Source organism: Streptomyces sp. NPDC059009, from assembly GCF_042740175.1.
Lineage (GTDB): Bacteria > Actinomycetota > Actinomycetes > Streptomycetales > Streptomycetaceae > Streptomyces.
The window spans coordinates 68,118-91,303 of sequence record NZ_JBHYJB010000029.1 but is presented as its reverse complement, the minus strand read 5'-3'; the positions used below and the strand labels follow the sequence as shown (position 1 = coordinate 91,303).

Genomic DNA, 23,186 nt, shown 5'->3' with positions numbered 1-23,186 from the left:
CGGCCCGTCGAAAGGTACCTTCGGCGGCTCGAATGATCGATCATCCGGGTGTCCCATGGAGGTGGTCCCATGGACAGGGACAGCTGCAACGCCGCCGCACGCGTCCGGAGGTCCCCGTGCCCGTCGAAGAGGCCCGCGAGAAGTCGGCCGCCGCCGAGGAGATACGAGGGTTCTGCACCCTCTGCAAGTCCCGCTGCGGCGCCGTGTTCACCGTCGAGGGCGGCCGGATCACCGGCGTACGGCCCGACCCGGAGCACCCCACGGGCTCCGCGATGTGCCCCAAGGGCCGGTCCGCGGCGGAGCTCGCGCACAGCACCCGGCGCCTCACCACGCCCCTGCGCCGGACCCGCCCCAAGTCCGACCCGGACCCCGGCTGGGAGCCGATCACCTGGGACGAGGCGATGACGGAGATCGCCGGGCGGATCGGGCGGATCGCCGAGGAGAGCGGGCCGGAGGCCGTGGCCTTCGGGGTGGCGACGCCGAGCGGGACCTCGGTGTCGGACGCCACCGAGTGGATCGAGCGGTTCGTCCGGCACTTCGGCAGCCCCAACACCGTCTACAGCGCCGAGATCTGCAACTGGCACAAGGACGTCGCGCACGCCTTCACCTTCGGCTGCCCGATCCCGCCGCCCGACTACGCGCACGCCGACCTCGCCCTGCTCTGGGGCTTCAACCCCGCCAAGACGTGGCTGGCCCAGTCCGCCGCCGTCTCGGCGGCGCAGGCGCGCGGCATGAAGCTGGCCGTCGTCGACCCGCGCCGCTCCACCAGCGCGCTCCAGGCCGACCACTGGCTGCGGGTCCGGCCCGGCACGGACGCCGCGCTCGCCCTCGGCCTGGCCCGGCTGCTGATCGAGGACGAGGCGTACGACGAGGACTTCGTGCGGGCGTGGACCAACGCGCCGCTGCTGGTGCGCGCCGACAGCGGACGGTTCCTGCGCGCCGGTGAACTCGGACTGTCCGGCGGCGAGTTCACCGTATGGGACGAGGAGGCGGGGGCGGCCGCCGCGTACGACACGCGTGCCGCAGCGGTGCGCCCGGAGCGGTTCGCGCTGCGCGGGACGCGGCAGGTGCCCCTCGCGGACGGCGGCGCCGTCGCCTGCGTGCCCGCCTTCCAGTCGTACGTGGACGCCTGCGCCGAGTGGCCGGTGGAGCGGGTGGCGCGCACCACCTGGATCCCGGAGCAGGAGATCCGGGCGCTCGCCGGGGAGATCGGCCGGGCGCGGTCGGTGACCTACTACGGCTGGACCGGCGTCGGGCAGAGCACCAACGCCGCGCAGACCGAGCGGGCCCTCGCCACCCTGTACGCCCTGACGGGGTCCTTCGACCGGCGCGGCGGCAACCACGTGGTGGCCCCGCCGCCCTTCAGGCCCGCCTCGCACCCCGGCCAGTTCGCGCCGGAGCAGCGCGCCAAGGCCCTCGGCCTGGACCGGCACCCGCTGGGCCCGCAAGCCTCCGGGTACATCAACGCGGGCGACCTGTGCCGCGCCATCGAGGAGCACCAGCCCTATCCCGTACGGGCGTTGATCGCCTTCGGGTCCAACCTCGTGGTGGCGCAGCCGGGTTCGGAGCGGACCGCGCGGGCCCTGCGCGCCCTGGACTTCCAGGTGCACCTCGACCTGTTCCACAACCCGACCAGCACCAGCGCCGACATCGTGCTCCCGGTGAACAGCGCCTACGAACGGGAGGCGCTGCGCTTCGGGTTCGAGGTGAGCCACCGGGCGCAGGAGCAGGTGCAGCTGCGGCCCCGGGTCGTCGCGCCGCAGGGCGCGTCGCGCTCCGACACCGAGTTCGTCTTCGATCTGGCCTGCCGCCTCGGCATGGGCGAGCTGTTCTTCGGCGGGGACGTCGAGGCCGCCTGGGACTGGCAGCTGGAGCCGCTCGGCCTGACCGCCGAGGAGCTGCGCGGGCGCCCGGGCGGGGTGCGGGTGCCCCGGCCGGAGGCGTACGAGAAGTACGCGCGGCCCACGGCGGACGACAGCGGCGGCTCCGGTGCCACGGGCATGACCGGCGTCACCGGCTTCAACACCCCCACCCGGCGCGTGGAGTTCTACTCGGAGCGGCTCCTGGAGCACGGCTACCCGGCCGTGCCCGAGCACCGCGACCCCACCGCCCCCGACCCCGCGCACCCGCTCGTCCTCACCTGCGCCAAGCACGGCTACTTCGTGCACAGCCAGCAGCGCGCCCTGGCCTCGCTGCGGCGCCGCTCCCCCGACCCGTCAGTGGACCTGCACCCGGAGACAGCGGCCGCGCGCGGCATCCGCGAGGGGCAGTGGGTGGACGTGTCGACGCCGCGCGGCTCCATCCGCCTGCGGGCCCGCTTCGACGACTCGCTGCACCCGTCGGTGGTGGTCGGCGAGTACGGCTGGTGGCAGGACGCCCCCGACCTGGGCCTGCCCGGCGCGGACCCGGTCAGCGGCCTCGGCAGCAACTTCAACCTGCTGGTCGGGCACGAGACGACCGATCCGCTGAGCGGTTCGGCGCCGCTGCGGTCCGCCGTGTGCGAGCTGCGCCCGGCGCCGGACGACGGCTCGTGGAGCGGCACCCGGCCCTTCACGGTGGCCGCCGTCGCGGACCAGGCCCGGGGCGTGCGCACACTGCGCCTGGAGCCGGTGGACGGCGGGCCGCTGCCGGACTACCGGCCGGGACAGCACGTGACGGTACGGGCCGAGGGCATGGAGGGGTCCCCCGGCTCCCCCGGCTCCCCCGCAGAAGGGTCCGCCAACACCCTCGCCGAAGGCCGGAGTTACTCGCTGACCGGCCCCGCCGTCGACGGCGGCCGCACCGCGTACGAAGTCGCCGTGCGCCGCCTCCCCGACGGCGCCTTCTCCTCGTACGTCCATGAGGAGCTGAAGCCGGGCGACCGGCTGCGACTCGCGCAGCCCGGCGGGGTGTTCAGCATCCCCACGGACACCGACACCCCCGTGGTGCTGCTCGCGGGCGGCATCGGCATCACGCCCTTCATGAGCTATCTGGAGACGCTCGCCGCGACCGGCGGCACCGTCCCCGAGGTCGTGCTGCACTACGGCACGGCGGGCTCCGCCGACCATCCGTTCCGGGACCGGCTGCGGGAACTCCAGGGCCGGATACGGGCGTTGCGGATCGTCGACCACTACTCGGACCCCGGCGCGGAGGACGTGTGCGGCCGTGACTACGACCGCACGGGCCGCATCACCGTCGACGCCGTCGCCCCGGACCTGATCGCCCGCCGCGCCCGCTTCTACCTGTGCGGGCCCGAGCCGATGCTCGAAGCACTCACCGAGGGGCTGCGCGCCCGGGGTGTGCCGCGCTTCGAGATCTTCAGCGAGAAGTTCCGGGCCGCGCGCCGCGAGGTGGAGCTGCCGGACGGCGCGGAGTTCACGGTGCGCTTCGCCCGCTCGGGCCGCGAGGTGACGTGGACCAAGGACTCCGGGAGCCTGCTGGCCCTCGGCGAGCGCGCGGGCGTGCGGATGTCCAGCGGCTGCCGGGTCGGCCAGTGCGAGAGCTGCGCGTGCGGGGTGCTGGGGGGCGAGGTCGCCCATCTGGTGACGCCGTCGGAGGACCTGCCGGACGGGGCGGCCCTCACGTGCCAGTCGGTGCCGGTGTCGGATGTGGTGATCGACGCCTGAGTTCCCTCGGCCCCCCGTCCGTTTTCTCACAGTGGCGAAGTTCCTACGGTGATGACCGGCCCTGATAAGTTCGGGCGACTCATTCACCGGTAGGAGCGGGGGGCTCCCCAGCCATGACGACCGACCCGTTCGACGGCCACGACTGGATGAGCCTGATGGGCATCGCCCTGCTCGGCCTCATCCTCACCACCTCGCTCACCGCGTACGCCTGCACCACCCTGACCCGGCACGGCCTCCCCCTGGCGGGCCCGGCCGTGTGGCTGCGTGCGACGGCGGCGCTCTCGGGGGCCGGGGCGATCGCCCTGTACGCCTGGGGCGCCGTGCACCTGATGACCTTCGACGAGACGTCGCGCACGGACGCCTGCCAGCACGCGGTGGGGCCCGCGCACGCGGGGGACATCGACGGCTACCGGCCCACCTATCTGCCGCTGCGCTTCGGCTGCCACGTCAAGGGCGGCGCGACGTACGACGTGGGGGTGCCGGGGTACGTCAACCCCGGGGCCCTGGGGCTCGGCGTGGCCGCCGTGGTGCTGGCCGGTCTCGCCGGTCTCACCATCTGGGCCGGCCGGCGGCGGGCGAGGTCGGCGGCCGAGGCCACGGCCGAGGCGACTGCTACCGGGACGGCTGCGGAGGCATCAGGTCGCTGAGGTCCGTGTTCGCGCCGCACAGCACCACGCACACCTTCTCCCCGGGGGCGGGCGCGTAGGCGCCGGTGCGCAGAGCCGCGTACGCGGTGGCGGCGGCGTGCTCCACGGCCAACCGGTGCTGGTCCCACAGGAGTTGGCGGGTGGCGACGATCGCCTCGTCCGGTACGAGGGCCGAGGGCGAAGCGGTGCGGCGGGCCCAGTCCAGGGCCAGTGGCGTGGCGCGGCGGGCGCCGAGGGAGTCGGCCGCGACCGAGTCCACCGGGACGGCGACCGGCTCCCCGGCGGCGAGCGCTGCGTTCAGGGCGCGGCAGTGCTCCGGCTCGACCGCGACCACGCGGATACCGTGGTGGTGGGCCGCGGCGGTGACCCCGGCGAAGAGTCCGCCGCCGCCCACGGCCACGACGACGGTGTCCACGTCGGGGCGGGCCTCCCGGATCTCCTCCAGGAGGGTGCCCGCTCCGGCGGCGATCAGCGGGTGGTCGTAGGCGTGGCTCTCCAACGCCCCTGATTCCGCGGCGTACTTGCGCGCCGCCTCCAGGGCCTCGGCGTACTCGCTGCCGACCTGCCGCACTCGCGCGCCGAACGCGTGCAGCCGGGCGACCTTCACGGCGGGCGCCGTGGTGGGCAGGAAGACGGTGGCCACGGCGCCGTGCCGCTGGGCGGCCCAGGCGCAGGCGACCCCCGCGTTGCCGCCGCTCGCGATGACGACGCCCGCCGGGGGCAGGGTCCCCGAACTCGCGTGCGCGGACACGAAGTTGGCGGCCCCCCGGGCCTTGAACGAGCCGGTGTGCTGCAGGTACTCGTGGGCGAAGAAGACCTCGGCGCCCGCCGGGACCCCGGGAACGGGACCGAGGTGGCCGGGACCGAGGTGGTCGGGGCCGCGGTGGTCGGGGCCGCGGCGGCCGGGACCGAGATGGTCGGACGGCGAGACCGTCACGGTCCTGGTGTGGCCCGCGACGCGGGTGCGGGCCTGGGCCACTTCGGCGTACGAGAGGTCGGCCGGGCGGTCGGCCGGGCGGTCGGCGGGTCGGTCCGCAGGGCGGTCGGCGGGGCGAGGGGGCATGGCGGCTCTCCTGGACTTCGGTGACCCCACCGACCGTATGCGCCCCTCAGTCCTCCAGGAGCTCCGGGACCCCCAGGGCGGCGAGCCGCTCCGCGTCCGCCAGGATGTTGATCTCCACGATGCGGCCGTCCACGACGGTGAGGTCCATCAGCGACTGCGGCTTGCCGTCGGCCAGCGACAGGACGCCGAGCACCCCGTTGATCAGCACGAGGCGCGGCTCGTGCGCGAACCTGCCGAAGGCCGCCGCCTGCCGCGCCACGTCCGCCGCGCCGCGCACCAGGCGCGACCAGCCGCCCGGCTCCAGGGCACCGCTGTCCGCGCGCAGCACCACGTCCGGGTCGAGCAGCGTGACGAGGGCGTCGAAGTCGCCGCCGCGCGAGGCCGCGAGGAACGCGCCGACCACCTCGCGCTGGCGCGCGTGATCGGGCTCGGGGGCCGTCGACCGGACCCGGCGCCGGGCGCGGCTCGCGAGCTGCCGGGTGGCGGCCGGAGTGCGCTCGACGATGGGCGCGACCTCGTCGAAGGGCATGGCGAACAGGTCGTGCAGGACGAACGCGAGCCGCTCGGCGGGGGCCAGCGTGTCCAGGACGACCAGGAGCGCGAGGCCCACGGAGTCGGCGAGCAGCGCCTCCTGCTCGGGGTCGAGGACGGGCGGGGCGGCGCTCTCGGCGGCGCGCCGGACGACGGGGTCCGGCACATGCGTGTCGAGGGGCTCCTCGCGCCGCGAGGTGCGGGAGCGCAGCATGTCCAGGCAGACGCGGCTGACGACGGTGGTGAGCCAGCCGCCCAGGTTGGTGACGCCGCCGGTGTCGGCGCGGCTGAGCTTCAGCCACGCCTCCTGGACGGCGTCCTCGGCCTCGCTGAGCGAACCGAGCATGCGGTAGGCGACCGCCTTCAGATGGCTGCGGTTCTCCTCGAAGAGCGCGGCGAGCGCGTCGTCCGGGCGCCCGGTACCCGTCGGGTTCTTCGTGTCCATCTGCCCCACCCGTCACATTCCCTCGGCGCGTTCCGTCATCGCTCTGACGTATCCACGGGACCTTATGTGACGGGCTGCCGCCTCACGGGGTGAGCAGGGCGGAGCGCAGCCCCTCAATGGTCGCGTCGTCGAGGCCGAGACCCTGGCGCACATAGCTGTCGAAGTCCCCGTACAGGTCGTCGGCCTTGTCGAACGCCGAGCGCAGCCAGGCCACTTCGACGGCCTTGGGGTCACCCGTGTAGGCGTTGCTGGCGAGGAAGTCCGCCTCGACGGTCGCGCGCGGTACGCCGAGGAGCGTGAGGAGCACGGCGGCGCCCCAGCCGGTGCGGTCCTTGCCCGCCGAGCAGTGGAAGACGGTGGCGTCCCCCTGGGCGGCGCTGCCCGCGATGCCGGTGAGCAGGTCGTGGAAGGCGTGGTCCGCGCCGGTGAAGTTGACCATGAAGGGGTAGCCGATGGACTGCCCCAGGTCCGAAGAGCCGCCGAGCAGGCCGAGCGCGAGGGCCTCCGCGAGCGTCATCAGGGCCGGGTCGTGGAAGCGGATGCCGTGCTCCAGGCTCGCGACGTCGGCGACCTGGTAGGCCACACCGGCCGGGATGCGGTCGGGGGCGTCCTTGCGCTCCACGTAGTTGCGCAGGTCGATGTCGCGGGCGACGCCGAGCGCGGGCAGCCGCCGCTGCTCCTCGTCGGTGAGGCCGCTCAGCTTGTTGGAGCGGTGGACGAGGCCGGGCTTCACCCAGCGGCCGTCGGTGGTGCGGTAGCCGCCGAGGTCCCGGAAGTTCTTGGCGGCGGCGAAGCCGAGGGAGCGCTCGGCGACGGTGAGCGGGGCACCGCTGTCCGGGGTGAGCCGGAAGTACCAGCGCGCGGCCCCGGCGGGCAGGGCGCCGGCGGGCACGGTGAGCCGCCCGGCGCCGGCACCGGACCCGACCTCGATCCCCTTGTCGGCGGGGTCGGTTGAGGTGTGCGCGGTGACGGTCACGGCCGTCGGGGCGGCGGGCGCGGCCCAGGACAGGGTGTACGAGCCGTCGGCAGCGCGTTCGGCCCCGGCTCGGGTGAAGGGCACGGAGGCGGAGGCGGGGGTGAGGCCGAGGGCGAGGGCAGCGGCAGGGGCGGAGGCGGGGACGTCTGCCTGGGTGCGCGCATGGGCCGGCGGAGCCGTCAGGGCGGCTGATCCGGTGAGGGCGAGCACGGTGAGGGCGGCGCAGACGGCGCCGGTCCTGCGGCGGGGGGTCGTGCGGCAGGGGATCGTGCGGCGGGGGGTCGTGCGGCGGGGGGCTGACATGTCGGGGCTCCTCAAGAGGGCTCAGGGAACGGGAGTTGCCGTGCAGGGCGCACCACCGCACACGTCGACGACCCGCCCCGTGGCGAGGAACGCGCCCTTCTGGGCCCGCGCCGCCGCGGAGCCCCGCGGGTCGGAGTGCGGGTCGTGGCCGTACCCGGTGGGCGGGGTGTTGGTGGTGGGCGGCGCCGGGGTGCCGCTGTCCCAGACCGTCATCGCCGAGCCCCGGTGGGGGAGGCGGCGGGCGGGCCGGATGCCCCAGTACGGGACGCGGTCGGGGCTGCGCCCGGCGGCGAGGGCGGGCGTGACGAGCCGGGCGCCGAGGGTGCGGGCCTCGACGTCGGCGGCGACGTTCGCTACCTGGTGGTCGCCGTACGCGACGTGGAGCAGGACCTGGTGCCGGGGCGTGCCGGGGAGCCGGTCGCGGGTGAGATGGGCGGCGTAGCCGTCGGTCTCGCCGTGGTCCCACAGGAGTTGGGCGAGGCCCAGGTACAGCTGCTGGTCGAGCTCGTCGGGGTAGGAGCGGTCGAGGACGGCCTGGAAGGGCGCGAAGTCCACGCTGCGGTTCAGGAGCAGCCCGTAGTTCATGCCGGTGACGCCGAGGACGCCGCGCCGGATGTCGGGAGAGACGGCGATGAGGGCGCCGCCGAGGATCCCGCCCTGGCTGTTGCCGTCGTACGCGAGTCCGTGCCGGGAGTCGAGCAGCGGCCGCCCGTCGGCGGTGCGCAGCGCCGGATGGGCCGGGAGCCCGTCCGGCCGGACCAGGGCACGGCCCACGAACACGGCGTTGAGCAGCCCTTGTTGGAGCCGCTCGGACAGCTCGGGGAAGCGCCCGAGGTCGCCCAGGGCGGCGGCCGCGGTCGGCAGGTCCTCGCGGGCCATCCCGGCCCAGTCGGTGGCGCAGAAGGTGAAGCCGTGCTCGCCCGCCATGGCCCGGACGTTTCCGGCGCCGACCTCGTCGCGCCCGCCGAAGAGCCCGTGCCCGTACAGGGCGGGCCGCGCCGGCTTCGTCAGCGCGGACCGGGGGATCTCACAACGGAACGCGGCCTGCTGGGTGTTGCCGGGCAGCCTGCGCGGCACCCCGCCGGGTCCGCGGTGGAAGCGGGAGCCGGGCGGACCGCCGGGCGCGTCGAGATAGCTGGGCACGGTCACCTCGCCGCGCACCTCGCGGGCGATGTGCGGGTCCTGCTGCTCGGTGAAGTCCGTGACGCCGGTGATGCTGTACGGGGGTGCGGCACCGCCGAGCCCGCGCAGGGCGTCGTCCCGGACGGCCAGCAGATCCCCGGTGAGGCTGTGCCGCGAGGCGACCGTGAAGTCCCAGGCCAGCGCGAGCCGTTCGCGCGGGGCACCGGCCCGCCGCAGCGCCCGGAACGCGGGTCGCAGCGCCCGCTGCCGGGCGGCCAGAGGATCGTCGGCGGGAAGCTTCGGCCCCGCCACTTTCGCGAAGGTCTCCGGTACGGGCAGCGGGGCGCCGTCTGCATTCTTCAACTCCCTTAATCCAACGGCGTATTGATGCCCCTCGGTGAGGTTCTTCGCTGGATGGATGAGCAGGGCCCGCCGGTCGGGGCGCGTGGCATTGGCGTCCGCCTCGGCCCAATAGGGCGCGCGCCGACCGGTGTTCATGTCGAGGAGCACGATCGGCGCGTCCGGCGCGAGGGAGCGGCCGATGTCGGTGACGGGCGCGGTACGGGTGGCACCCGGGTCGAGCCCCGGGATCTGGACGATGAGGGTGGAGCCCGGCGAGAAGCCGTCGAGCCGGTTCCAGGGGGCGGCGTCGGGCTGCCCGCCCGGGGCACCGGCACCGGCGGGCAGCGCGGCCCGGTCGAGGGCGAGCCTGCGGCCGGTGGGGGTGTGCGGGTCGGGCCGGGTGAACCAGTCGTTGGGGAAGGGGAGGAGACAGGCGGCGCCACCGCCCAAAGGGTCACAACTGGCGTTCTGGGCAGCCTTGTTGGCGTGCGTACTCGGAATGCCTCCGGTGGGGTCGGCGTACGCGCTCGGCGCGCCGCTGGTGAGGCCGAGCAGCAGGACGAGTGCCGCGCTCATGGACCCGGCGGCGACCGACCGTAACCGCACCGCCCTCAGCCCTTCTGAAGCTGGAGTTGGGACTGGGACTGGGACTGGGACTGGAGCTGGAGCTGGAGCTGGTCGCCGATGATGCGCGCGTAGCTCTCCTCGCCCTGCCGGTTCGGGTGCAGCGGCGCCGCGAGGTGGACCGGGACGTACCCCTCGATCCAGCGGTCACCGGGTGCCGCGCAGGAGTCATGACCCTTGCTGGGGGTGCGCACGTCGGCGTAGTCGGCGCCGTGCGCGGCCGCGGCCTCGGCGACGGCGGCGTTCAGACGGTCGACGCTGCCCTGGAGGAAGTCCGCGTCGACGCCGAGCACGGGCTGGAGCGGGAAGCAGCCGCCGGGCCTGATGTAGTCGCCGTATCCGGTGGCGACGACGCGGGCCTTGGGCGAGCGGGCATGGATGCCGTCGAGCACGGCGGCGATCCTCGGCTTGAACTCCTCAATGCGCTGGTCGACTTGGGCGGCGAACCTGTCCTTGCAGGGCTTGGCTCCCGGGTCGAGCGTCATGCAGTCCTGGGCGACACCGACGAGTCCGGCGTCGTTGCCGCCGAAGGTCAGGGTGACCAGGGTCGTGTCCGGTCCCAGCGCGTCGAACTGGGGCGGCTCGGTCCCGGTGGGCAGGCCGAGGACGCTGCCGGACTGGGGCTCGGTGGTGTGCTTGGTGGCGGCCCCGCTGCAGGTCACGTCCTTGAAGGAGGCCACGTGGAGGCGGGCGGCGAGCTCGTGCGGGTAGTTGTGGGTGGAGCGGCCGCAGGCGAGGGGGCCGGTGATGTCGGGGACGAGGGGGCCGGAGGCGAAAGAGTCGCCGAGTGCGACGTAGTGCTCGCCTGCGGCGTCCGCCGACGCGGGGGCGATCCCGGTCGCGAGCAGCGTCCCGGCGAGCACAACCGCGCCGAGCGAACTCTTGATCAGACGGTAAGTCCCTGGTACGCGTGCCGAGTTCACGGTGACTCCTCCCGTAGCCCTGTCGTGCGCCGCGGGACATCATGCTGATTCGAGGAACATCCGTTAACTGGCGAGTGAGGCAGACTTCGCGGAGGCCCTTTGTGACGGGAGACAAAGCCGGGACGGTCCACGACCTCCGCGTCGGCGGCCGCCCCCTCGCCCCCTTGCTGCGCGCCCGCGCCCCGCACCTGTCCCGGCGGGTCCTGGCGCAGATGCTGAGCGAACTCCCCACCTACGCCCAGCTCCCGCAGGAGGAGGTCGCGGGCGACATCGCGGACATCGTGCAGCGCAGCGTGCGGCTCTTCGCGGATGTCCTGGAGCGGCGGCGGCCCGCCGACGACGCCGCGCTCACCCGGCAGCGCGAGTCGGCCGCCCAGCGCGCCGAGGAGGGCGTACCGCTGGACGCGATCCTCACCGCGTACCACCTCGGCGTGGCCATGATCGCGGAGGAGCTGACGGCCGACGCGCGCCCCGGCGACCTGGCCGACGTCCTGGAGATGCAGCGCCATCTCCTGCGCACACAGCGGCAGTTGACGTCAGCGGTGAGCGGCGCCTACCTGGAGGCGCGGCAGCTCATCGACAGCCAGGAGCAGGGCGGGCGGCACGCGCTGATGGCCGCGCTGCTCGCGGGCGAGCCGGTGCCGGACCGCTCGGGACACCACGGCGCGCTGCGCCCGGCCGACCGGTACGTCACGCTGGCGCTGTTCCTCGCACCCCACCCGGACGAGAGGGAGAGGGACCGCACCCCTGGAACCCCTGGAGCCCCTGGCACCCCGGGCACCCCTGGCTCCGCGATCGCCGCCCGCCGCAAGGTCCGCCGGGTCCGGGCGGTGCTCGACCGCTACGCCGGGCAGCCGGTGATGACCGACCTGGACGCGACGGGCGGCACCGCGCTCGTCCCCGTCGCGACCCCGCCGCCGTGGGAGGAACTGCACCAACTCATCGCGGATTGCGCGGAGTCGGCGGGTGCCCCCATCACCGCGGCGGCCACCACGACCGATCCTGCCGACCCGGCCGCCATCCCGGCCGCGGTCACCCAGAACACGGACATCGTGCAGCTCGCGCTGCGCACCGGACGCCGCCCCGGCCTCTACCGCCTCGCCGACGTCCTCCTCGAGTACCAGCTGAGCCGCCCCGGCGCGGCCCGCACGGAACTCGCCCTGCTCCTGGCCCCTCTCGACCACAAGCCGGTGCTCCTGAAGACCCTGGAGACGTACATCCACAGGGATCTGGACCGCACGACAACCGCCTCGGCGCTGCACGTGCACCCGAACACGGTCGCGTACCGGGTCCGCCGCATCACTGAACTGACGGGCCTGTCCCCACACCGCCCCACCGACCTCCAACACCTCAACGCGGCGCTGCTGGCGAGACGTTGCGGCCCCTAGGAACCAGGCCCACGCCGCCCCTATGCCAGGAGAGGAGCGAGCGCATCCCGCAGGTCCCCGGGCTCCCGGTACAGCACCCCGGTCATGCCGAGGGCCACGGCCGCGTCCACGTTCTCCTGCCGGTCGTCCACGAACAGGCAGCGCTCGGCGGGGACGCCCGCGCGCCGGGCGGCCAGCTCGTAGATCCGCGGGTCGGGCTTGGCGAGGCCGACCACCGCGCTGCTGACCACGTCGTCGGCGAGATCGGCGAAGCCGAGCGCGGCCAGGTCCTCGTCGAGCCAGGGCGTCGCGTTGGTGACCAGTGAGACGTGCACCCGGGCGGCGCGGGCCCGCCGCAACAGCGCCACGACGTCGGCGTCCGCCGAGAACCCGGCCCCCGCGAGCGCCTCCCCCAGCTCGCGCCCCTGCTCCCACGAGACCCGCCCGCCGTCGGCGAGCCCCCGCGCGATGGACTCCACCCACTGCTGGGACCCATTCAGCCCGTCCGGCGTTTGAGGACGAGGCGCGTTCAGCGCCGATAGGGAGGTCTAGGGGCGAAGCCCCAGGAGAGCACCCCAGGGGCGACGGAGTCGCCGGATTCGGGAAGGGGCGGGATCGGGGAAAAAAACCCAACTCCCCCGCCACCCCCTAGAGTGCCGCCCGTGACCACCAGACACATACCCTTCGCGCACCTCCACAACGTCCGCGACCTGGGCGGCTACCGCACCACCGACAACCGCACCCTCCGCTGGGGACGCCTCTACCGCGCCGACTCCCTCGGCAAGCTGACCGCCGACGCAGAGGCGGACGAGGCCCACCGCACGGACTGGGCCCGCTACCTCGCCCTCGACGTGCGCACCGTCATCGACCTCCGCTACGACTGGGAGATCGACGCGAAGGGCCGGGTGCCGGACCACCCCGGGCTCACCTACCACCACCTCAGCATCGAGCACCGCCCGTACGACCAGCCCGCCCTCGGCCCCGACGTCGACCCGGGCCGCTACCTCGCCGACCGCTACGCGGAGGTCGCCCACGACGGCGTGAAGGAACTGCGCGAGGCCCTCGACGTCATCGCGTACGCACAAGCGGGCGCCGTCGCCTTCCACTGCGCCTCCGGCAAGGACCGCACGGGCCTGCTGGCCGCCCTCGTCCTCGCCCTCCTCGGCGTACCGGAGGACGTCATCATCGAGGACTTCACGCTCACCGAACTCGCCACGGAGCGCCTGCTCGCCGACTGGCGCGCCGCCCACCCCGACCACGGCCCGGTCTGGCCCGGCTACGGCCGCGCCCCGGCCGCAGTGATGCGCCTGTTCCTGGACGACCTCGCCGAGCGGTACGGCTCCCTACAGGCGTACGCCGCTGAACTCCTGGCCGTGGATGAGAAGTTGGTGACGGCGCTACGGGACAGCCTGCTGGAACCCCTGCCGGCCTGACATCAAGCCCCACCCCCTACCCCCTCACTCCCTCACCCCTCACCTCCGCCCCCTCTCCTCACTCCCTCACCTCCGCCCCCCCCGCACCGCCCAAACCCCCGCCCCCACCACCAACACCACCGCCCCCAACTGCCGCACACTCAAAGACTCCCCGAGCACCACGAGCCCGACCCCAGCCCCGACAGCCGGCCCGAGCGCGAGCAGTACCCCGAAGGCCCGGACGCCGATGCGGCGCAGGGCGAGCAGGTCGAGGGAGTAAGGGACGAGCGAGGACAGCAGGGCCACCAGGAAGCCGGTGCCCAGGACGCCGGGGTGGGCCGCGACGGCCCGCCCCTCCGCCACCGCGGCGACCGGCACCAGCAGGCAGGCCCCGACCCCCAGGGCCACCGTGAGCCCGCTCCAGTCCGGGAACAGGCTCCCCACCCGCCGGTTGAGCACCACATACCCGGCCCGGCACACCGCGGCCACCGCCCCGAGCGCGACCCCCGTCCCGGACACCGCCCCGCCCGGCGCCGCGAGCAGCAGCACCCCGGCGAGCGCCACCAGGCCCACCACGAGGTGCTCCACGCGCCGCGACAGGGCGAGCGCGAGGGCGAGCGGGCCGAGCAGCTCCAGGGTGGCTGCGACGCCGAGCGGCAGGTGCCGGATCGCCTGGAAGTAGGCGGTGTTCATGCCCGCGAACACCACCCCGAGCGCCGCCGCCACCCGCCACTGCGCCCACGTCAGGCGCCCGATCCGCGGCCGCACCACGATCCACAGCACCAGCGCCGCGAACCCGAGCCGCAGCCCCGCCAGCGCGAGCGGACCGACCTCCCCGTACGCCTGTTTGGCGACCGCGGAGCCCAGTTGGAGGCTGAGCAGCTGGGCCAGCACGAGCAGCGCGGCGCTGCTCCCGTCACGGAGGGGGGCGCTCATGGGCTCAGCGTGATGTCATGGCCTTATGCAGTTCAACCATTACGGAGGCGAGGCCGCGCTCCTGGCCGCGGACCTGGTGAACGCGGTGCACGCCACCGAGAACGGCAACACCGCAGAGATCAGCCCCAAAGAGAACAGCCCCGACGAGCCTCCGCCTCCCCCGCCTCGCCTGTCCCCCCTCCTCGCCACCCGAGGCATCACCGGCCACCACCTCACCCCCACCCAGGAGACCGAACTCCGCCACTGGGCCCGCCGCCTCACCGACTGTTTCGGGCCACAGGAGCTCGACCGCCGCTGCCGGACGATCAACGAACTGCTCGCCGACGCCTCCAGCCGCCCGTACATCTCGCTGCACGACGGCGACGCCCACTTCCACTACAGCGCCCCCGGCACGGGACCGGCCGCCCACGTCCGCGCCCTGACGGCGGCCGGGCTCGCCTACGTCGTGTGCTTCTCCGACGCCCACCGCCTGGGCCGCTGCGCCCGTACGGGCTGCGGTCTCGCATTCGTGGACACGTCCCGCAACGGCCGCCGCACCTACTGCTCGGTGCGCTGCGCCAACAACGACGCGGTGGCCCGCCACCGCCGACGGCAGACCGGGAGTCAGCCCCTGGGCGGCTAACTCCCCCCGAGCACCCCCCGCACCGTCACCCGCACCCGCTCCCGGTCCGCCCGCACCGCGTCGTACGTGGCGTGGTGCCGGGCGATCTCGCGCCGCTCCTCCCGCGCCCTGGTGGCCCACAGGATCCCGGCGAGGTTGTGCGCACGGTTGCACTCGACGTCGGCGACAGCCGTGCCCAACTCCCGTTTTCCGTGCTCGGTGTTGCCGTCCTGGCCGCGCCTCCACGCCTTGTCGCCGAACGCCGCCGACGGCCGCGCGTACCGCTTGAAGCCCTTGTCGACGACGCACTGCGACCACGCCTTCAGGGCGCGCCGTGCCTTCGGATCCCGCGCGACGGCCCGCTCGACCCGCCGGGAGCCCTGGAACGCGTACGAGGTCAGGCGCTTCTCGTCCTCGACGCCCGCCATGAGCCGCCGCTGCCCCTCCCCCGAGCAGCCACCCTCGGGAACCTTGGGTGTCGTGCGGACCTCGGATGTCTCGCGAGCCTCGGGGGCCTCGGGGCTCTTGGGGGCCTCGGGAGTCTTGGGGGACTTGGGGGTCTCGATGGCCTTGAGGGCCCCGCGCCCCCCAAGCCCGTACAGCACCTCGTACTCCGCCGGCGTCGCCGCCCGCCCGGTCCTGGCCTCCCGGCCCTTCACGGCGCGCTCGGGGTCCCACCCATAGCCCCAGCGCCGCGCCTTGTCGAGGTCGAGCAGGCCGAAGGGGTCCCCGGCCACCGCCGTCAGCCCGACGACACTGCCGCCGGGCGGCTTCGGGTACAACGGCACGTCGTCGAAGCCGTACCTCTTCATCCAGCGCTGGGCGAGCCGGGCCGCGGCCTCCGTCTGCCGGGCGTAGTCGTCGTGGCTGAACTCGTAGCGCGCCAGCGGTAGTTCGGGGAGGTCCTTCTTCTCCTGCACCCGCGGAGTCCCGGACACCTCCGGCACGGCAGCACCCCCGGCGTCACCCTCCGCCCCGCACCCGGCCACCCCCACGGCCAGGAACCCGGCGAGAGCCACCGCCCCCCACCGCGCACCGCAACGTCCCGCCCCCACCATCAGTCCCTCCCCAGGAAGCCTCACCGGCCATCGGCCGGACGACCCTATCTCCAGGGGGAGTTGGCCTCAGCGGGAGATCTGCGCGGTGTCGGTCTGCCCCGCCACCACCCGCGCCGCCAGCTCCGCGAGCCGCAGACGGTGCGAGCGCGCATGGGCCCGTAGCGCCATGAACGCCTCGTCGACCGTGCACCCCCAGCGCTCCGCCAGCATCCCCTTGGCCTGCTCGATGACGATCCTGCTGGTCAGGGCCGCCTGCAACTGGTTGCGCTCCACCGAGCCGCGGTCCAGGGAGCGCCGCTGCAGGATCGCGATCGTCGCCACGTCGGCGAGGCCCTGCGCGAGCGCGATCTCGTCGCGGTGCAGCGGGCCGCCCTCCTGGAAGAGCCCCAGGGCCCCCACCGGCCGCCCTCGCTGGCGCAGGGGCAGCGCCTGCGCCGTGGTGAACCCCGCGACCCGGGCCCGGAGGACGAAGTCCGGCCATTTCTCGGCCGTTTCGCTCCGGGTCAGATCCATGTTCACGCGTGCCGTGCCCGAGCGGCAGCAGTCCAGCAGCGGCCCCTCGCCGCGCTCGACCGTGAAGTGGCCGAGCTGCCCTGCGCGTTCGTCGGACGCCACGACCGTGTGCGGATCACCCCCGTCATCGACGAGCAGGAAGCCCGCCGCCGTGACGCCCAGGAGCTCCACGCAGCGCGCCGAGACGCCCCGCAGGAACTCATGGACGTCAAAGTCGTCCCCCGAGGAGTCCGCCGCCACGACGAACGCCTCCGCTAATCGGTGTTCACGAGCCATCGGACCACACATCGCCCGTCCGCCCCTCCAGGCTCAACTCAACTCCACGTTTCCAACCGGCCGTTGCGGCACAGGTCTAACTGGCCGCTGCGGCGCAGGGGGTTACCTTTACACACGGGAACCGGATGCGTACACACAGGGACGAGCCCCGCACGCATGGCCGGATCGCGACGCGTGCGGGGCCCGTGAGAACCACCGGTTCAGCCGCCCAGAACCTTCTGCTTGACCTTGTCGTCGCGGTCCACCGCCAGCTTGCCGACGACCTTCTCGAGCGCGTCGGGCACCGACCGCAGCTCCTCGGTCTTGACCGGGCTGTTCACCTGGCCCCCGGCCGGGACGAAGACCGTCGTCAGGTTCTCGTCGTCGGCGTGGGCCGCGGTGGGGACGGCGAGGAGGGCCAGGGCGGCCGTGGCCGCGGCTCCCAGCACTCGGCGGGCAGTTGGCATGGTGGGTCCTTCCAGGAGGGGGGTCGGTCGCGGCTTGTTCTAGCCCGCCTTCGCCCACTTGCCCCGGCTATGGCCCTGAAGTGGGCGCGCCATGATCACTTCCCCGTCATCATCTCGTCCAGCAATCAGCTCACCGCCGCCCTCTTCTCGTGTCGTACGTACGGCAAGGCGCGTGTACGGCAAGGCGCATGTGCGTCCATGCGCGTGCACGTCAATGCGTGCGCCGCGTCACGAACTCCGCGAGCGCGAGCAGCCCGCCCGCCGCCTCGGGGTCCGGGACCGCCCCGGCCAGCTCGCAGACCGCGCGGGACATCCGGTCGGCCGCGTGGAGCTGGGCCCAGTCCCGCCCGCCCGCACCCTCGACCGCCCGCGCGGTGCGCTCCACTTCGGCCCGTGTCATCTCTCCCGGGGTGCCCGAATACCCGTACAACCGCGCCAGTTCGGCCGCGGCCGCCGTGCCCGAGGTGAGCGCGGCGACGACCGGCAGGGACTTCTTGCGCGCGGCGAGGTCGGCGCCCGCGGTCTTGCCGGTGCGCCGGGGGTCGCCCCAGATCCCGATGACGTCGTCGATCAGCTGGAAGGCGAGTCCCGCCTGGCGCCCGAAGCCGTCGAGCGCCTCGGTCACCTCCCGGCCCGCGCCCGCGTACAGCGCGCCCAGCGCGCAGGCACAGCCGAGCAGCGCCCCGGTCTTGGCCTCGGCCGTGGTGAGGCACTCGGCGAGCGTCACCTCGTCCGGGCCGCGGTGCTCCAGGGCGCAGTCCGCGTGCTGGCCCGCGCAGAGCTCCAGCACACAGGCGGCGAGCCGGGCGGCGGCGGCCGGGGCCGCGGGGTGCGGGTCCTCGGCGAGCAGCCGCTGGGCGAGCGCCTGCAGCGCGTCCCCGGCGAGGATCGCGTCGGCGTCGCCGAACACGGTCCACGCGGTGGGCCGGTGCCTGCGCGTCGTGTCCCGGTCCATCACGTCGTCGTGCAGCAGGGTGAAGTTGTGGGTCAGCTCCACGGCCGCCGCCGCCCTCACCGCGCAAGCGGTGTCCCCGCCGAGGGCCCGCACCGCGGCGAGCACGAGCGCGGGCCTGATCGCCTTGCCCGCGTGCCCGGCCGCGGGTGTGCCGTCCGCGTGTTCCCAGCCGAAGTGGTAGAGCGCCACGCGCCGCATCGAGCCGGGCAGGGTCTCGATCGCCCGGCGCAGCTCCGGGTCGACGCACGCGCGCGTCGCCGCCATGATCTCTGCCGCCTGTGTGAGGTCCGTCGGGTCCGTCATGGGCTCACTCCGGGGAGGAATGCGGACGGTGGCGGTTCCCTGGCCTGTGGGCGCGTACGGGGACGGTGTACCCGCACGCGCCGGCACGGACACGCAGGTCACCGCCAGCGGCCGATCTCCACGTTCTCCAGGACGCCGAGGGCGTCGGGGACCAGGACGGCCGCCGAGTAGTAGGTGGAGACGAGGTAGGAGATGATCGCCTGCTCGCTGATGCCCATGAAGCGCACCGACAGGCTCGGCTCGATCTCGTCCGGGATGCCCGCCTGGTGCAGGCCGATGACGCCCTGCTCGTCCTCGCCCGTACGCATGCAGATGATGGACGTCGTCCGGGCCTCGGTGACCGGGATCTTGTTGCACGGGAAGATCGGGACGCCGCGCCAGGTGGGGATCCTGTTGCCGCTCATCTCGATGGTCTCGGGCACCAGGCCGCGCTTGTTGAACTCGCGGCCGATCGCGGAGATCGCGCGCGGGTGGGCGAGGAACAGCTTCGATCCGCGCCTGCGGCTGAGCAGTTCGTCCAGGTCGTCCGGGCTGGGGACGCCGTCGTGGGGCTGGAGCCGCTGGTCGTAGTCGCAGTTGTTCAGGAGGCCGAACTCTCGGTTGTTGATGAGCTCGTGCTCCTGGCGCTCCTTCAACGCCTCGACGGTGAGCCGCAGTTGCTGCTCGGTCTGGTTCATCGGCTGGTTGTAGAGGTCGGCCACGCGCGTGTGGATGCGCAGCACCGTCTGGGCCACGCTCAGCTCGTACTCCCGCGGCGCCGACTCGTAGTCCACGTACGTGCCGGGCAGGACGGCCTCGCCGACGTGGCCCGCGGAGAGGTCGATGGGGGCCTCGCCGAACGTGTTGGTGCGCTGCGCCGGGATGGACCGCAGCTGCTGGAGGTGGGCGCGCAGGGACTCGCTGCGCTCCGCGACCTGCTCCAGGTCCTGGCGGGGCAGCGTGAGCACGGTGCCCGCCGTCACCGCGCGCGCGGTGTACTCCCAGATGGCCTCGGAGTCGAGGAGCGACTGCTCGCCGAAGTACGAGCCGTCCGCGAGGGTGCCGAGGACCGTGTCGTCCCCGTACGGGCCCGTACCGATCTTCTCCACCCTGCCGTGCGCCAGCAGGAACACCTCGTCCGCCGGGCTGCCGAAGGAGGTGAGGACCTCTCCGGGGGCGAACTCGCGCTGGTTGCACCGCTGGGCCAGCTCGCCGAGGACGTCCTGGTCCTCGAAGTCGCGCAGGACCGGGAGCTCGCCGAGCTCGGCCGGGATGACCTGCACCTGGTCCCCGGTCTTCACAAAGGTCACGCGGCCGTCCCCGACCGAGTAGCTGAGCCTTCGGTTGACCCGGTACGTGCCGCCCTGCACCTGCACCCAGGGCAGCATCCGCAGCAGCCAGCGGGAGCTGATCTCCTGCATCTGCGGTGCGGACTTGGTGGTGGTGGCCAGATTCCGTGCGGCCGACGTGCCAAGGCTCTGCTGAGGCTCGGGCGTCTCCGTACGGATCTCTTCGCCTACCGACATGGGTTATGCCCTCCAGAAAACGGATGATCTGCGGCGGCCACACTCTCATCACGCTCTGTGTTGACGCCATTACACAAAAGAGCGGGGTTGGATCACCGACGGGCTGGGCACTAGATCGAAATTCCCTCGTTCGGCCCCGCCCGGGATGTGCCGGGCCCGGGCGGCTGGTGGGCTCGGTGAATGAGCAGCTCCGAGGCTTCTGCCGGTCCCGCCGCGGAGGAACCGGCTCCGCAGTCGCCCCTGGCCCCGCCCGGCGAGCGGGGGCCCGTCCGGTGGCTGCGCGCCATCGCCCGCGCATTCGAACCCGTCACCCGCGCCCCGGTGACGGTGTTCGTCGTCGTGGCCCTGTGGGTCGTCGGCGCGGCCACCGCGAGCCTCGGCGGCGGCCCGCCTCAGTCGCTCCTGGACCAGGTCGGCGTCGGCGTGCCCGCCCTCGCCGACGGCCGCTGGTGGACCCCGCTGACCTCGCTCCTGTGGTGCTCGGGCATCGGCAACTACATCGGTTCCACGCTGCTGTTGCTGCTCCTGGGCGGGGCCGCCGAGCAGCGCATGGGCTCGGTGCGCACCGGCGTCGTCCTCGTGCTCGGCCAGATCCTCGGCTCGCTGCTCGGCGTGGGCGTCGTCAAGCTCGGCTCCGTCGCCGGCGAGGACTGGCTGGACGAGCTCGCCCGGAACCTCACCGCGACCCCGAGCATCGGCACCTGCGCGGTCGGCGCCTTCCTCAGCTTCCGGCTCAGCGCCCTGTGGCGGCGCCGGCTCCAGCTCGCCCTGATCCTGGTCCCGCTGATGCTCGCGCTGTACGTGGGGCACCTCCAGGGGGTGCTGCGGCTCGCGGGCACGGTGGTGGGCCTGGCCATGGGCGCCCTCGCGCACCGCGACAGCCACCGTCTGCGCATGCCGCACGCCTCGCACTCCGAGGGCCGGGTCCTGGTGGCCCTGGTGGTGGCCGCCTCCGCGCTCGGCCCGATCATCGCGACGCTCTACAAGGACTCGCTCGGCCCCTTCAACGTCCTCGACCTGTACGTCTCCGGGGGCCCGAGCCCGCAGGACATCGCGGACACATGTGCGCAGGCGGGCGCGGCGTGCGACCGGATCCGCGCCCAGGACCACTTCTACAACTCCCCCGCGATGATCATGGGCATCGCGATCCCGGCCCTGCTCCTGGTCCTCGCGGAGGGGCTGCGGCGCGGCCTGAGGCTCGCCTGGCGCATCACCGTGGTCGCCCAGCTGGTGTGGCTCGGCCTCATGGCGTACCTGCTGAGCGACATCGTCTCCAACCCCGACCAGTACGTCCTGGACGGCAGCGACTCCTCCGACCAGAAGGCGGCGATGGTCCAGGCGGTGGTCGAGCAGATGATGCTGCCGCTGCTCGTCCTGGTGCTCCTGCTGTTCACCTGGCGCCTGTTCGACCTGAACCTGCCGCGGACCACGGTCACCTGGCTCACCGGCGTCGTCGGGGGCACGCTGCTGCTCGCGTGCCTGGCGTACGTGGGGATCGGGTACGCGGTGCGCGGCCAGTTCTCGCCCGACGCGACGTTCGGGAAGCTGGTGTCGGGGCTGCCCTCGCAGTTCCTGCCACCGAGTTACGAACCGTTCTTCTTCCAGGGCGAGGCACCCATCCCGGTCGGCGGCACCGCCCTCTCCTTGTACGAGTACTGCGGGATGCTCTTCTGGGTGGTCGGCGTCGTCGCCCTCCTCGTGGCGTTCCGGCGCCCGTCGATGCACGCCGACGCGGACGCCGCGGCACGCGCGCGTGCCCTGCTCGCCGCGCACGGCGGCTCCACGCTCTCGTATCTGACGACCTGGCCGGGCAACCACTACTGGTTCTCCGACGACGGCCGGGCCGCGGTCGCCTACCGGGTGCACTCGACGGTCGCGCTCACCACGGGGGACCCGTTCGGCGCGCCCTCCGCGCGCGCGGACGCGGTCGACGGCTTCGCGGAGTACTGCGACCGCAAGGGCTGGACGCCCTGCTTCTACAGCGTCACGGCGGAGGCCAAGTCCCGTACGGACGCGCTGGGCTGGAGCTCCGTGCAGGTCGCGGAGGACACCGTCGTGCCGCTGCCGGAGCTGGCCTTCACGGGCAAGAAGTGGCAGGACGTGCGCACCGCCCTGAACAAGGCCAAGAAGGAGGGCATCACGGCGGAGTGGCACGTCTTCCCCGAGGCGCCGCTCTCCCTGACCGACCAGATCCGCTCCATCTCCGAGGAGTGGGTCGCCGACAAGGGCCTTCCGGAGATGGGCTTCACGCTCGGCGGCCTGGACGAGCTGGACGACCCGCACGTGCGCTGCCTGGTCGCCGTCGACGAGGACCGCACGGTGCACGGCATCACCAGCTGGATGCCGGTGTACGGAGACTCCGGGGACGACGCGGACAAGGAGGGCGAGGACGACAAGGGGGTTCAACCCGTGGGCTGGACCCTGGACTTCATGCGGCGCCGCTCCGACGGCTTCCGTGGCTCGATGGAGTTCCTGATCGCGTCCGCCGCGCTCGGCTTCAAGGAGGAGGGCGCGCAGTTCCTCAGCCTCTCCGGCGCCCCGCTGGCCCGCTCCGACACCGCGGAGCCGCCCGCCGCCCTGCAGCGCCTCCTCGACTACGCGGGCCGCACCATGGAGCCCGTCTACGGATTCCGCTCGCTGCTCAACTTCAAGGCCAAGTTCCAGCCGGAATACCGGCCGATGTACATGTGCTACCCGGACCCCGCGGCGCTGCCCAACATCACCCGCGCCATCGGCAAGGCGTACCTCCCCCACATGTCGCCGGCGCAGGGCGTGCGCCTGATGCGCAAGCTCGCGTCGTGAACGACCCCGGGAGCCCCCGCGACCACGGCATACACGGCTGACCCGGCGGGAACTCCAAGATCTGCACCTCCGTTGAACCAGACACATCCGCACCAACCTGTAGGAGAGAGCAATGGCAGGCTTCCTGGACCGCGCCAAGGAGCAGGCGCAGAGCGCCCTCAACCAGGGCAAGCAGAAGGTGGACGAGGTCCAGGCGCAGCGCGCCGGCGGCGACCTCCTGAAGAAGCTGGGCGCGGCGTACTACGCGGAGCGCCGGGGCAGCGGCACCCCGGACGCCACGCAGCAGGCCCTGACGGCCCTGGAGGCCCACATCGCGACGCACGGGGACGGCTTCCTGAAGGGCTGACGCTCAGGCGCCCCGCCCCCGGACGGCCCCCGTCCGCTGACCGGATCGGCTCGCACGGTGCCCGAACAGCCTCTGAACTGCTGGT

Annotated in this window: 18 protein-coding genes and 1 pseudogene; 7 read left to right on the top strand and 12 right to left on the bottom strand. The window is 73.5% G+C overall.

The genetic code is table 11. The features are described from left to right. Window positions 1-116: 116 nt before the first annotated feature. Window positions 117-3,605 (top strand): molybdopterin-dependent oxidoreductase, encoded by a 3,489-nt coding sequence (locus ACFWYM_RS27125; RefSeq protein WP_384842524.1) that lies wholly within the window; start codon window positions 117-119, stop codon window positions 3,603-3,605. A 113-nt stretch (window positions 3,606-3,718) separates the two neighbouring features. Beyond that, window positions 3,719-4,252 carry a hypothetical protein gene (locus tag ACFWYM_RS27120; RefSeq protein ID WP_384842521.1) on the top strand — a complete coding sequence of 178 codons (534 nt, stop codon included), beginning with the start codon at window positions 3,719-3,721 and terminating at the stop codon, window positions 4,250-4,252. On the opposite strand, the gene ACFWYM_RS27115 is transcribed toward ACFWYM_RS27120, so the two are convergent. From ACFWYM_RS27115 to ACFWYM_RS27095, 5 genes are all read right to left on the bottom strand, one after another. Next, window positions 4,218-5,315 (bottom strand): serine/threonine dehydratase, encoded by a 1,098-nt coding sequence (locus ACFWYM_RS27115; RefSeq protein ID WP_384842518.1) that lies wholly within the window; start codon window positions 5,313-5,315, stop codon window positions 4,218-4,220. The two genes, ACFWYM_RS27120 and ACFWYM_RS27115, sit on opposite strands and share 35 nt — an antisense overlap. A 46-nt stretch (window positions 5,316-5,361) precedes the next feature. Next, window positions 5,362-6,291 (bottom strand): sigma-70 family RNA polymerase sigma factor, encoded by a 930-nt coding sequence (locus ACFWYM_RS27110; protein WP_384842515.1) that lies wholly within the window; start codon window positions 6,289-6,291, stop codon window positions 5,362-5,364. 82 nt (window positions 6,292-6,373) lie between these two features. Continuing rightward, a complete protein-coding gene (locus tag ACFWYM_RS27105) occupies window positions 6,374-7,570 on the bottom strand; it encodes a tyrosine-protein phosphatase (RefSeq protein ID WP_384842512.1) in 1,197 nt (398 codons plus the stop codon). 21 nt (window positions 7,571-7,591) lie between these two features. Beyond that, window positions 7,592-9,610 (bottom strand): hypothetical protein, encoded by a 2,019-nt coding sequence (locus tag ACFWYM_RS27100; protein WP_384842509.1) that lies wholly within the window; start codon window positions 9,608-9,610, stop codon window positions 7,592-7,594. A 35-nt stretch (window positions 9,611-9,645) separates the two neighbouring features. After that, the gene (locus ACFWYM_RS27095; protein ID WP_384842506.1) at window positions 9,646-10,581 is read right to left on the bottom strand and encodes an SGNH/GDSL hydrolase family protein; all 936 of its coding nucleotides are present in this window, start codon (window positions 10,579-10,581) and stop codon (window positions 9,646-9,648) included. Window positions 10,582-10,682: 101 nt separating this feature from the next. On the opposite strand from ACFWYM_RS27095, the gene ACFWYM_RS27090 reads away from it, so the two are divergent. Next, complete coding sequence (locus ACFWYM_RS27090; RefSeq protein ID WP_384842503.1) at window positions 10,683-11,969, top strand: PucR family transcriptional regulator; 1,287 nt, start codon at window positions 10,683-10,685, stop codon at window positions 11,967-11,969. A 20-nt stretch (window positions 11,970-11,989) separates the two neighbouring features. Here ACFWYM_RS27090 and ACFWYM_RS27085 read toward each other — a convergent pair. Continuing rightward, window positions 11,990-12,460: pseudogene (locus ACFWYM_RS27085) on the bottom strand (HAD-IA family hydrolase); the annotation flags it as partial. Between the two features lie 150 nt (window positions 12,461-12,610). Here ACFWYM_RS27085 and ACFWYM_RS27080 point away from each other — a divergent pair. Beyond that, a complete protein-coding gene (locus ACFWYM_RS27080) occupies window positions 12,611-13,381 on the top strand; it encodes a tyrosine-protein phosphatase (RefSeq protein WP_384842500.1) in 771 nt (256 codons plus the stop codon). 66 nt (window positions 13,382-13,447) lie between these two features. Here ACFWYM_RS27080 and ACFWYM_RS27075 read toward each other — a convergent pair whose 3' ends face one another. Then, window positions 13,448-14,296, bottom strand: a complete 849-nt coding sequence (locus ACFWYM_RS27075; protein ID WP_384842497.1) for a DMT family transporter — start codon at window positions 14,294-14,296, stop codon at window positions 13,448-13,450. 25 nt (window positions 14,297-14,321) lie between these two features. Here ACFWYM_RS27075 and ACFWYM_RS27070 point away from each other — a divergent pair, with 25 nt between their 5' ends. Next, window positions 14,322-14,918, top strand: coding sequence for a CGNR zinc finger domain-containing protein (locus ACFWYM_RS27070; protein WP_384842494.1), 597 nt, complete (start codon window positions 14,322-14,324; stop codon window positions 14,916-14,918). Here the strand turns inward: ACFWYM_RS27070 and ACFWYM_RS27065 are convergent. From ACFWYM_RS27065 to ACFWYM_RS27045, 5 genes are all read right to left on the bottom strand, one after another. After that, a complete protein-coding gene (locus ACFWYM_RS27065; RefSeq protein ID WP_384842492.1) occupies window positions 14,915-15,916 on the bottom strand; it encodes a hypothetical protein in 1,002 nt (333 codons plus the stop codon). The genes ACFWYM_RS27070 and ACFWYM_RS27065 overlap by 4 nt on opposite strands. 105 nt (window positions 15,917-16,021) lie before the next feature. After that, window positions 16,022-16,744, bottom strand: coding sequence for an ANTAR domain-containing protein (locus ACFWYM_RS27060; RefSeq protein ID WP_384842490.1), 723 nt, complete (start codon window positions 16,742-16,744; stop codon window positions 16,022-16,024). 200 nt (window positions 16,745-16,944) lie between these two features. Beyond that, window positions 16,945-17,190 (bottom strand): hypothetical protein, encoded by a 246-nt coding sequence (locus ACFWYM_RS27055; RefSeq protein WP_384842487.1) that lies wholly within the window; start codon window positions 17,188-17,190, stop codon window positions 16,945-16,947. Between the two features lie 211 nt (window positions 17,191-17,401). Next, a complete protein-coding gene (locus ACFWYM_RS27050; protein WP_384842484.1) occupies window positions 17,402-18,448 on the bottom strand; it encodes a family 2 encapsulin nanocompartment cargo protein polyprenyl transferase in 1,047 nt (348 codons plus the stop codon). Window positions 18,449-18,546: 98 nt separating this feature from the next. Further along, window positions 18,547-19,953, bottom strand: a complete 1,407-nt coding sequence (locus tag ACFWYM_RS27045) for a family 2B encapsulin nanocompartment shell protein (protein WP_384842481.1) — start codon at window positions 19,951-19,953, stop codon at window positions 18,547-18,549. A gap of 180 nt (window positions 19,954-20,133) precedes the next feature. Between ACFWYM_RS27045 and ACFWYM_RS27040 the strand changes: the two genes are divergently transcribed. Together ACFWYM_RS27040 and ACFWYM_RS27035 are read left to right on the top strand one after the other, a co-directional pair. Beyond that, on the top strand, window positions 20,134-22,755 hold the full coding sequence (locus ACFWYM_RS27040; protein WP_384842477.1) for a rhomboid family intramembrane serine protease: 2,622 nt from the start codon (window positions 20,134-20,136) through the stop codon (window positions 22,753-22,755). Between the two features lie 112 nt (window positions 22,756-22,867). Beyond that, window positions 22,868-23,101: a hypothetical protein gene (locus ACFWYM_RS27035; RefSeq protein WP_384842474.1), complete on the top strand. Its 234-nt coding sequence runs from the start codon at window positions 22,868-22,870 to the stop codon at window positions 23,099-23,101. Window positions 23,102-23,186 lie beyond the last annotated feature (85 nt).

What these genes read in the sequence shown, in the direction of transcription:
- ACFWYM_RS27060 (WP_384842490.1), bottom strand. Translation starts at nt 16,744, where the DNA reads ATGGCTCGTGAACACCGATTAGCGGAGGCGTTCGTCGTGGCGGCGGAC.
- ACFWYM_RS27045 (WP_384842481.1), bottom strand. Translation starts at nt 19,953, where the DNA reads ATGTCGGTAGGCGAAGAGATCCGTACGGAGACGCCCGAGCCTCAGCAG.
- ACFWYM_RS27110 (WP_384842515.1), bottom strand. Translation starts at nt 6,291, where the DNA reads ATGGACACGAAGAACCCGACGGGTACCGGGCGCCCGGACGACGCGCTC.
- ACFWYM_RS27070 (WP_384842494.1), top strand. Translation starts at nt 14,322, where the DNA reads ATGCAGTTCAACCATTACGGAGGCGAGGCCGCGCTCCTGGCCGCGGAC.
- ACFWYM_RS27050 (WP_384842484.1), bottom strand. Translation starts at nt 18,448, where the DNA reads ATGACGGACCCGACGGACCTCACACAGGCGGCAGAGATCATGGCGGCG.
- ACFWYM_RS27075 (WP_384842497.1), bottom strand. Translation starts at nt 14,296, where the DNA reads ATGAGCGCCCCCCTCCGTGACGGGAGCAGCGCCGCGCTGCTCGTGCTG.
- ACFWYM_RS27115 (WP_384842518.1), bottom strand. Translation starts at nt 5,315, where the DNA reads ATGCCCCCTCGCCCCGCCGACCGCCCTGCGGACCGACCCGCCGACCGC.
- ACFWYM_RS27105 (WP_384842512.1), bottom strand. Translation starts at nt 7,570, where the DNA reads ATGTCAGCCCCCCGCCGCACGACCCCCCGCCGCACGATCCCCTGCCGC.
- ACFWYM_RS27100 (WP_384842509.1), bottom strand. Translation starts at nt 9,610, where the DNA reads ATGAGCGCGGCACTCGTCCTGCTGCTCGGCCTCACCAGCGGCGCGCCG.
- ACFWYM_RS27035 (WP_384842474.1), top strand. Translation starts at nt 22,868, where the DNA reads ATGGCAGGCTTCCTGGACCGCGCCAAGGAGCAGGCGCAGAGCGCCCTC.
- ACFWYM_RS27040 (WP_384842477.1), top strand. Translation starts at nt 20,134, where the DNA reads ATGAGCAGCTCCGAGGCTTCTGCCGGTCCCGCCGCGGAGGAACCGGCT.
- ACFWYM_RS27120 (WP_384842521.1), top strand. Translation starts at nt 3,719, where the DNA reads ATGACGACCGACCCGTTCGACGGCCACGACTGGATGAGCCTGATGGGC.
- ACFWYM_RS27055 (WP_384842487.1), bottom strand. Translation starts at nt 17,190, where the DNA reads ATGCCAACTGCCCGCCGAGTGCTGGGAGCCGCGGCCACGGCCGCCCTG.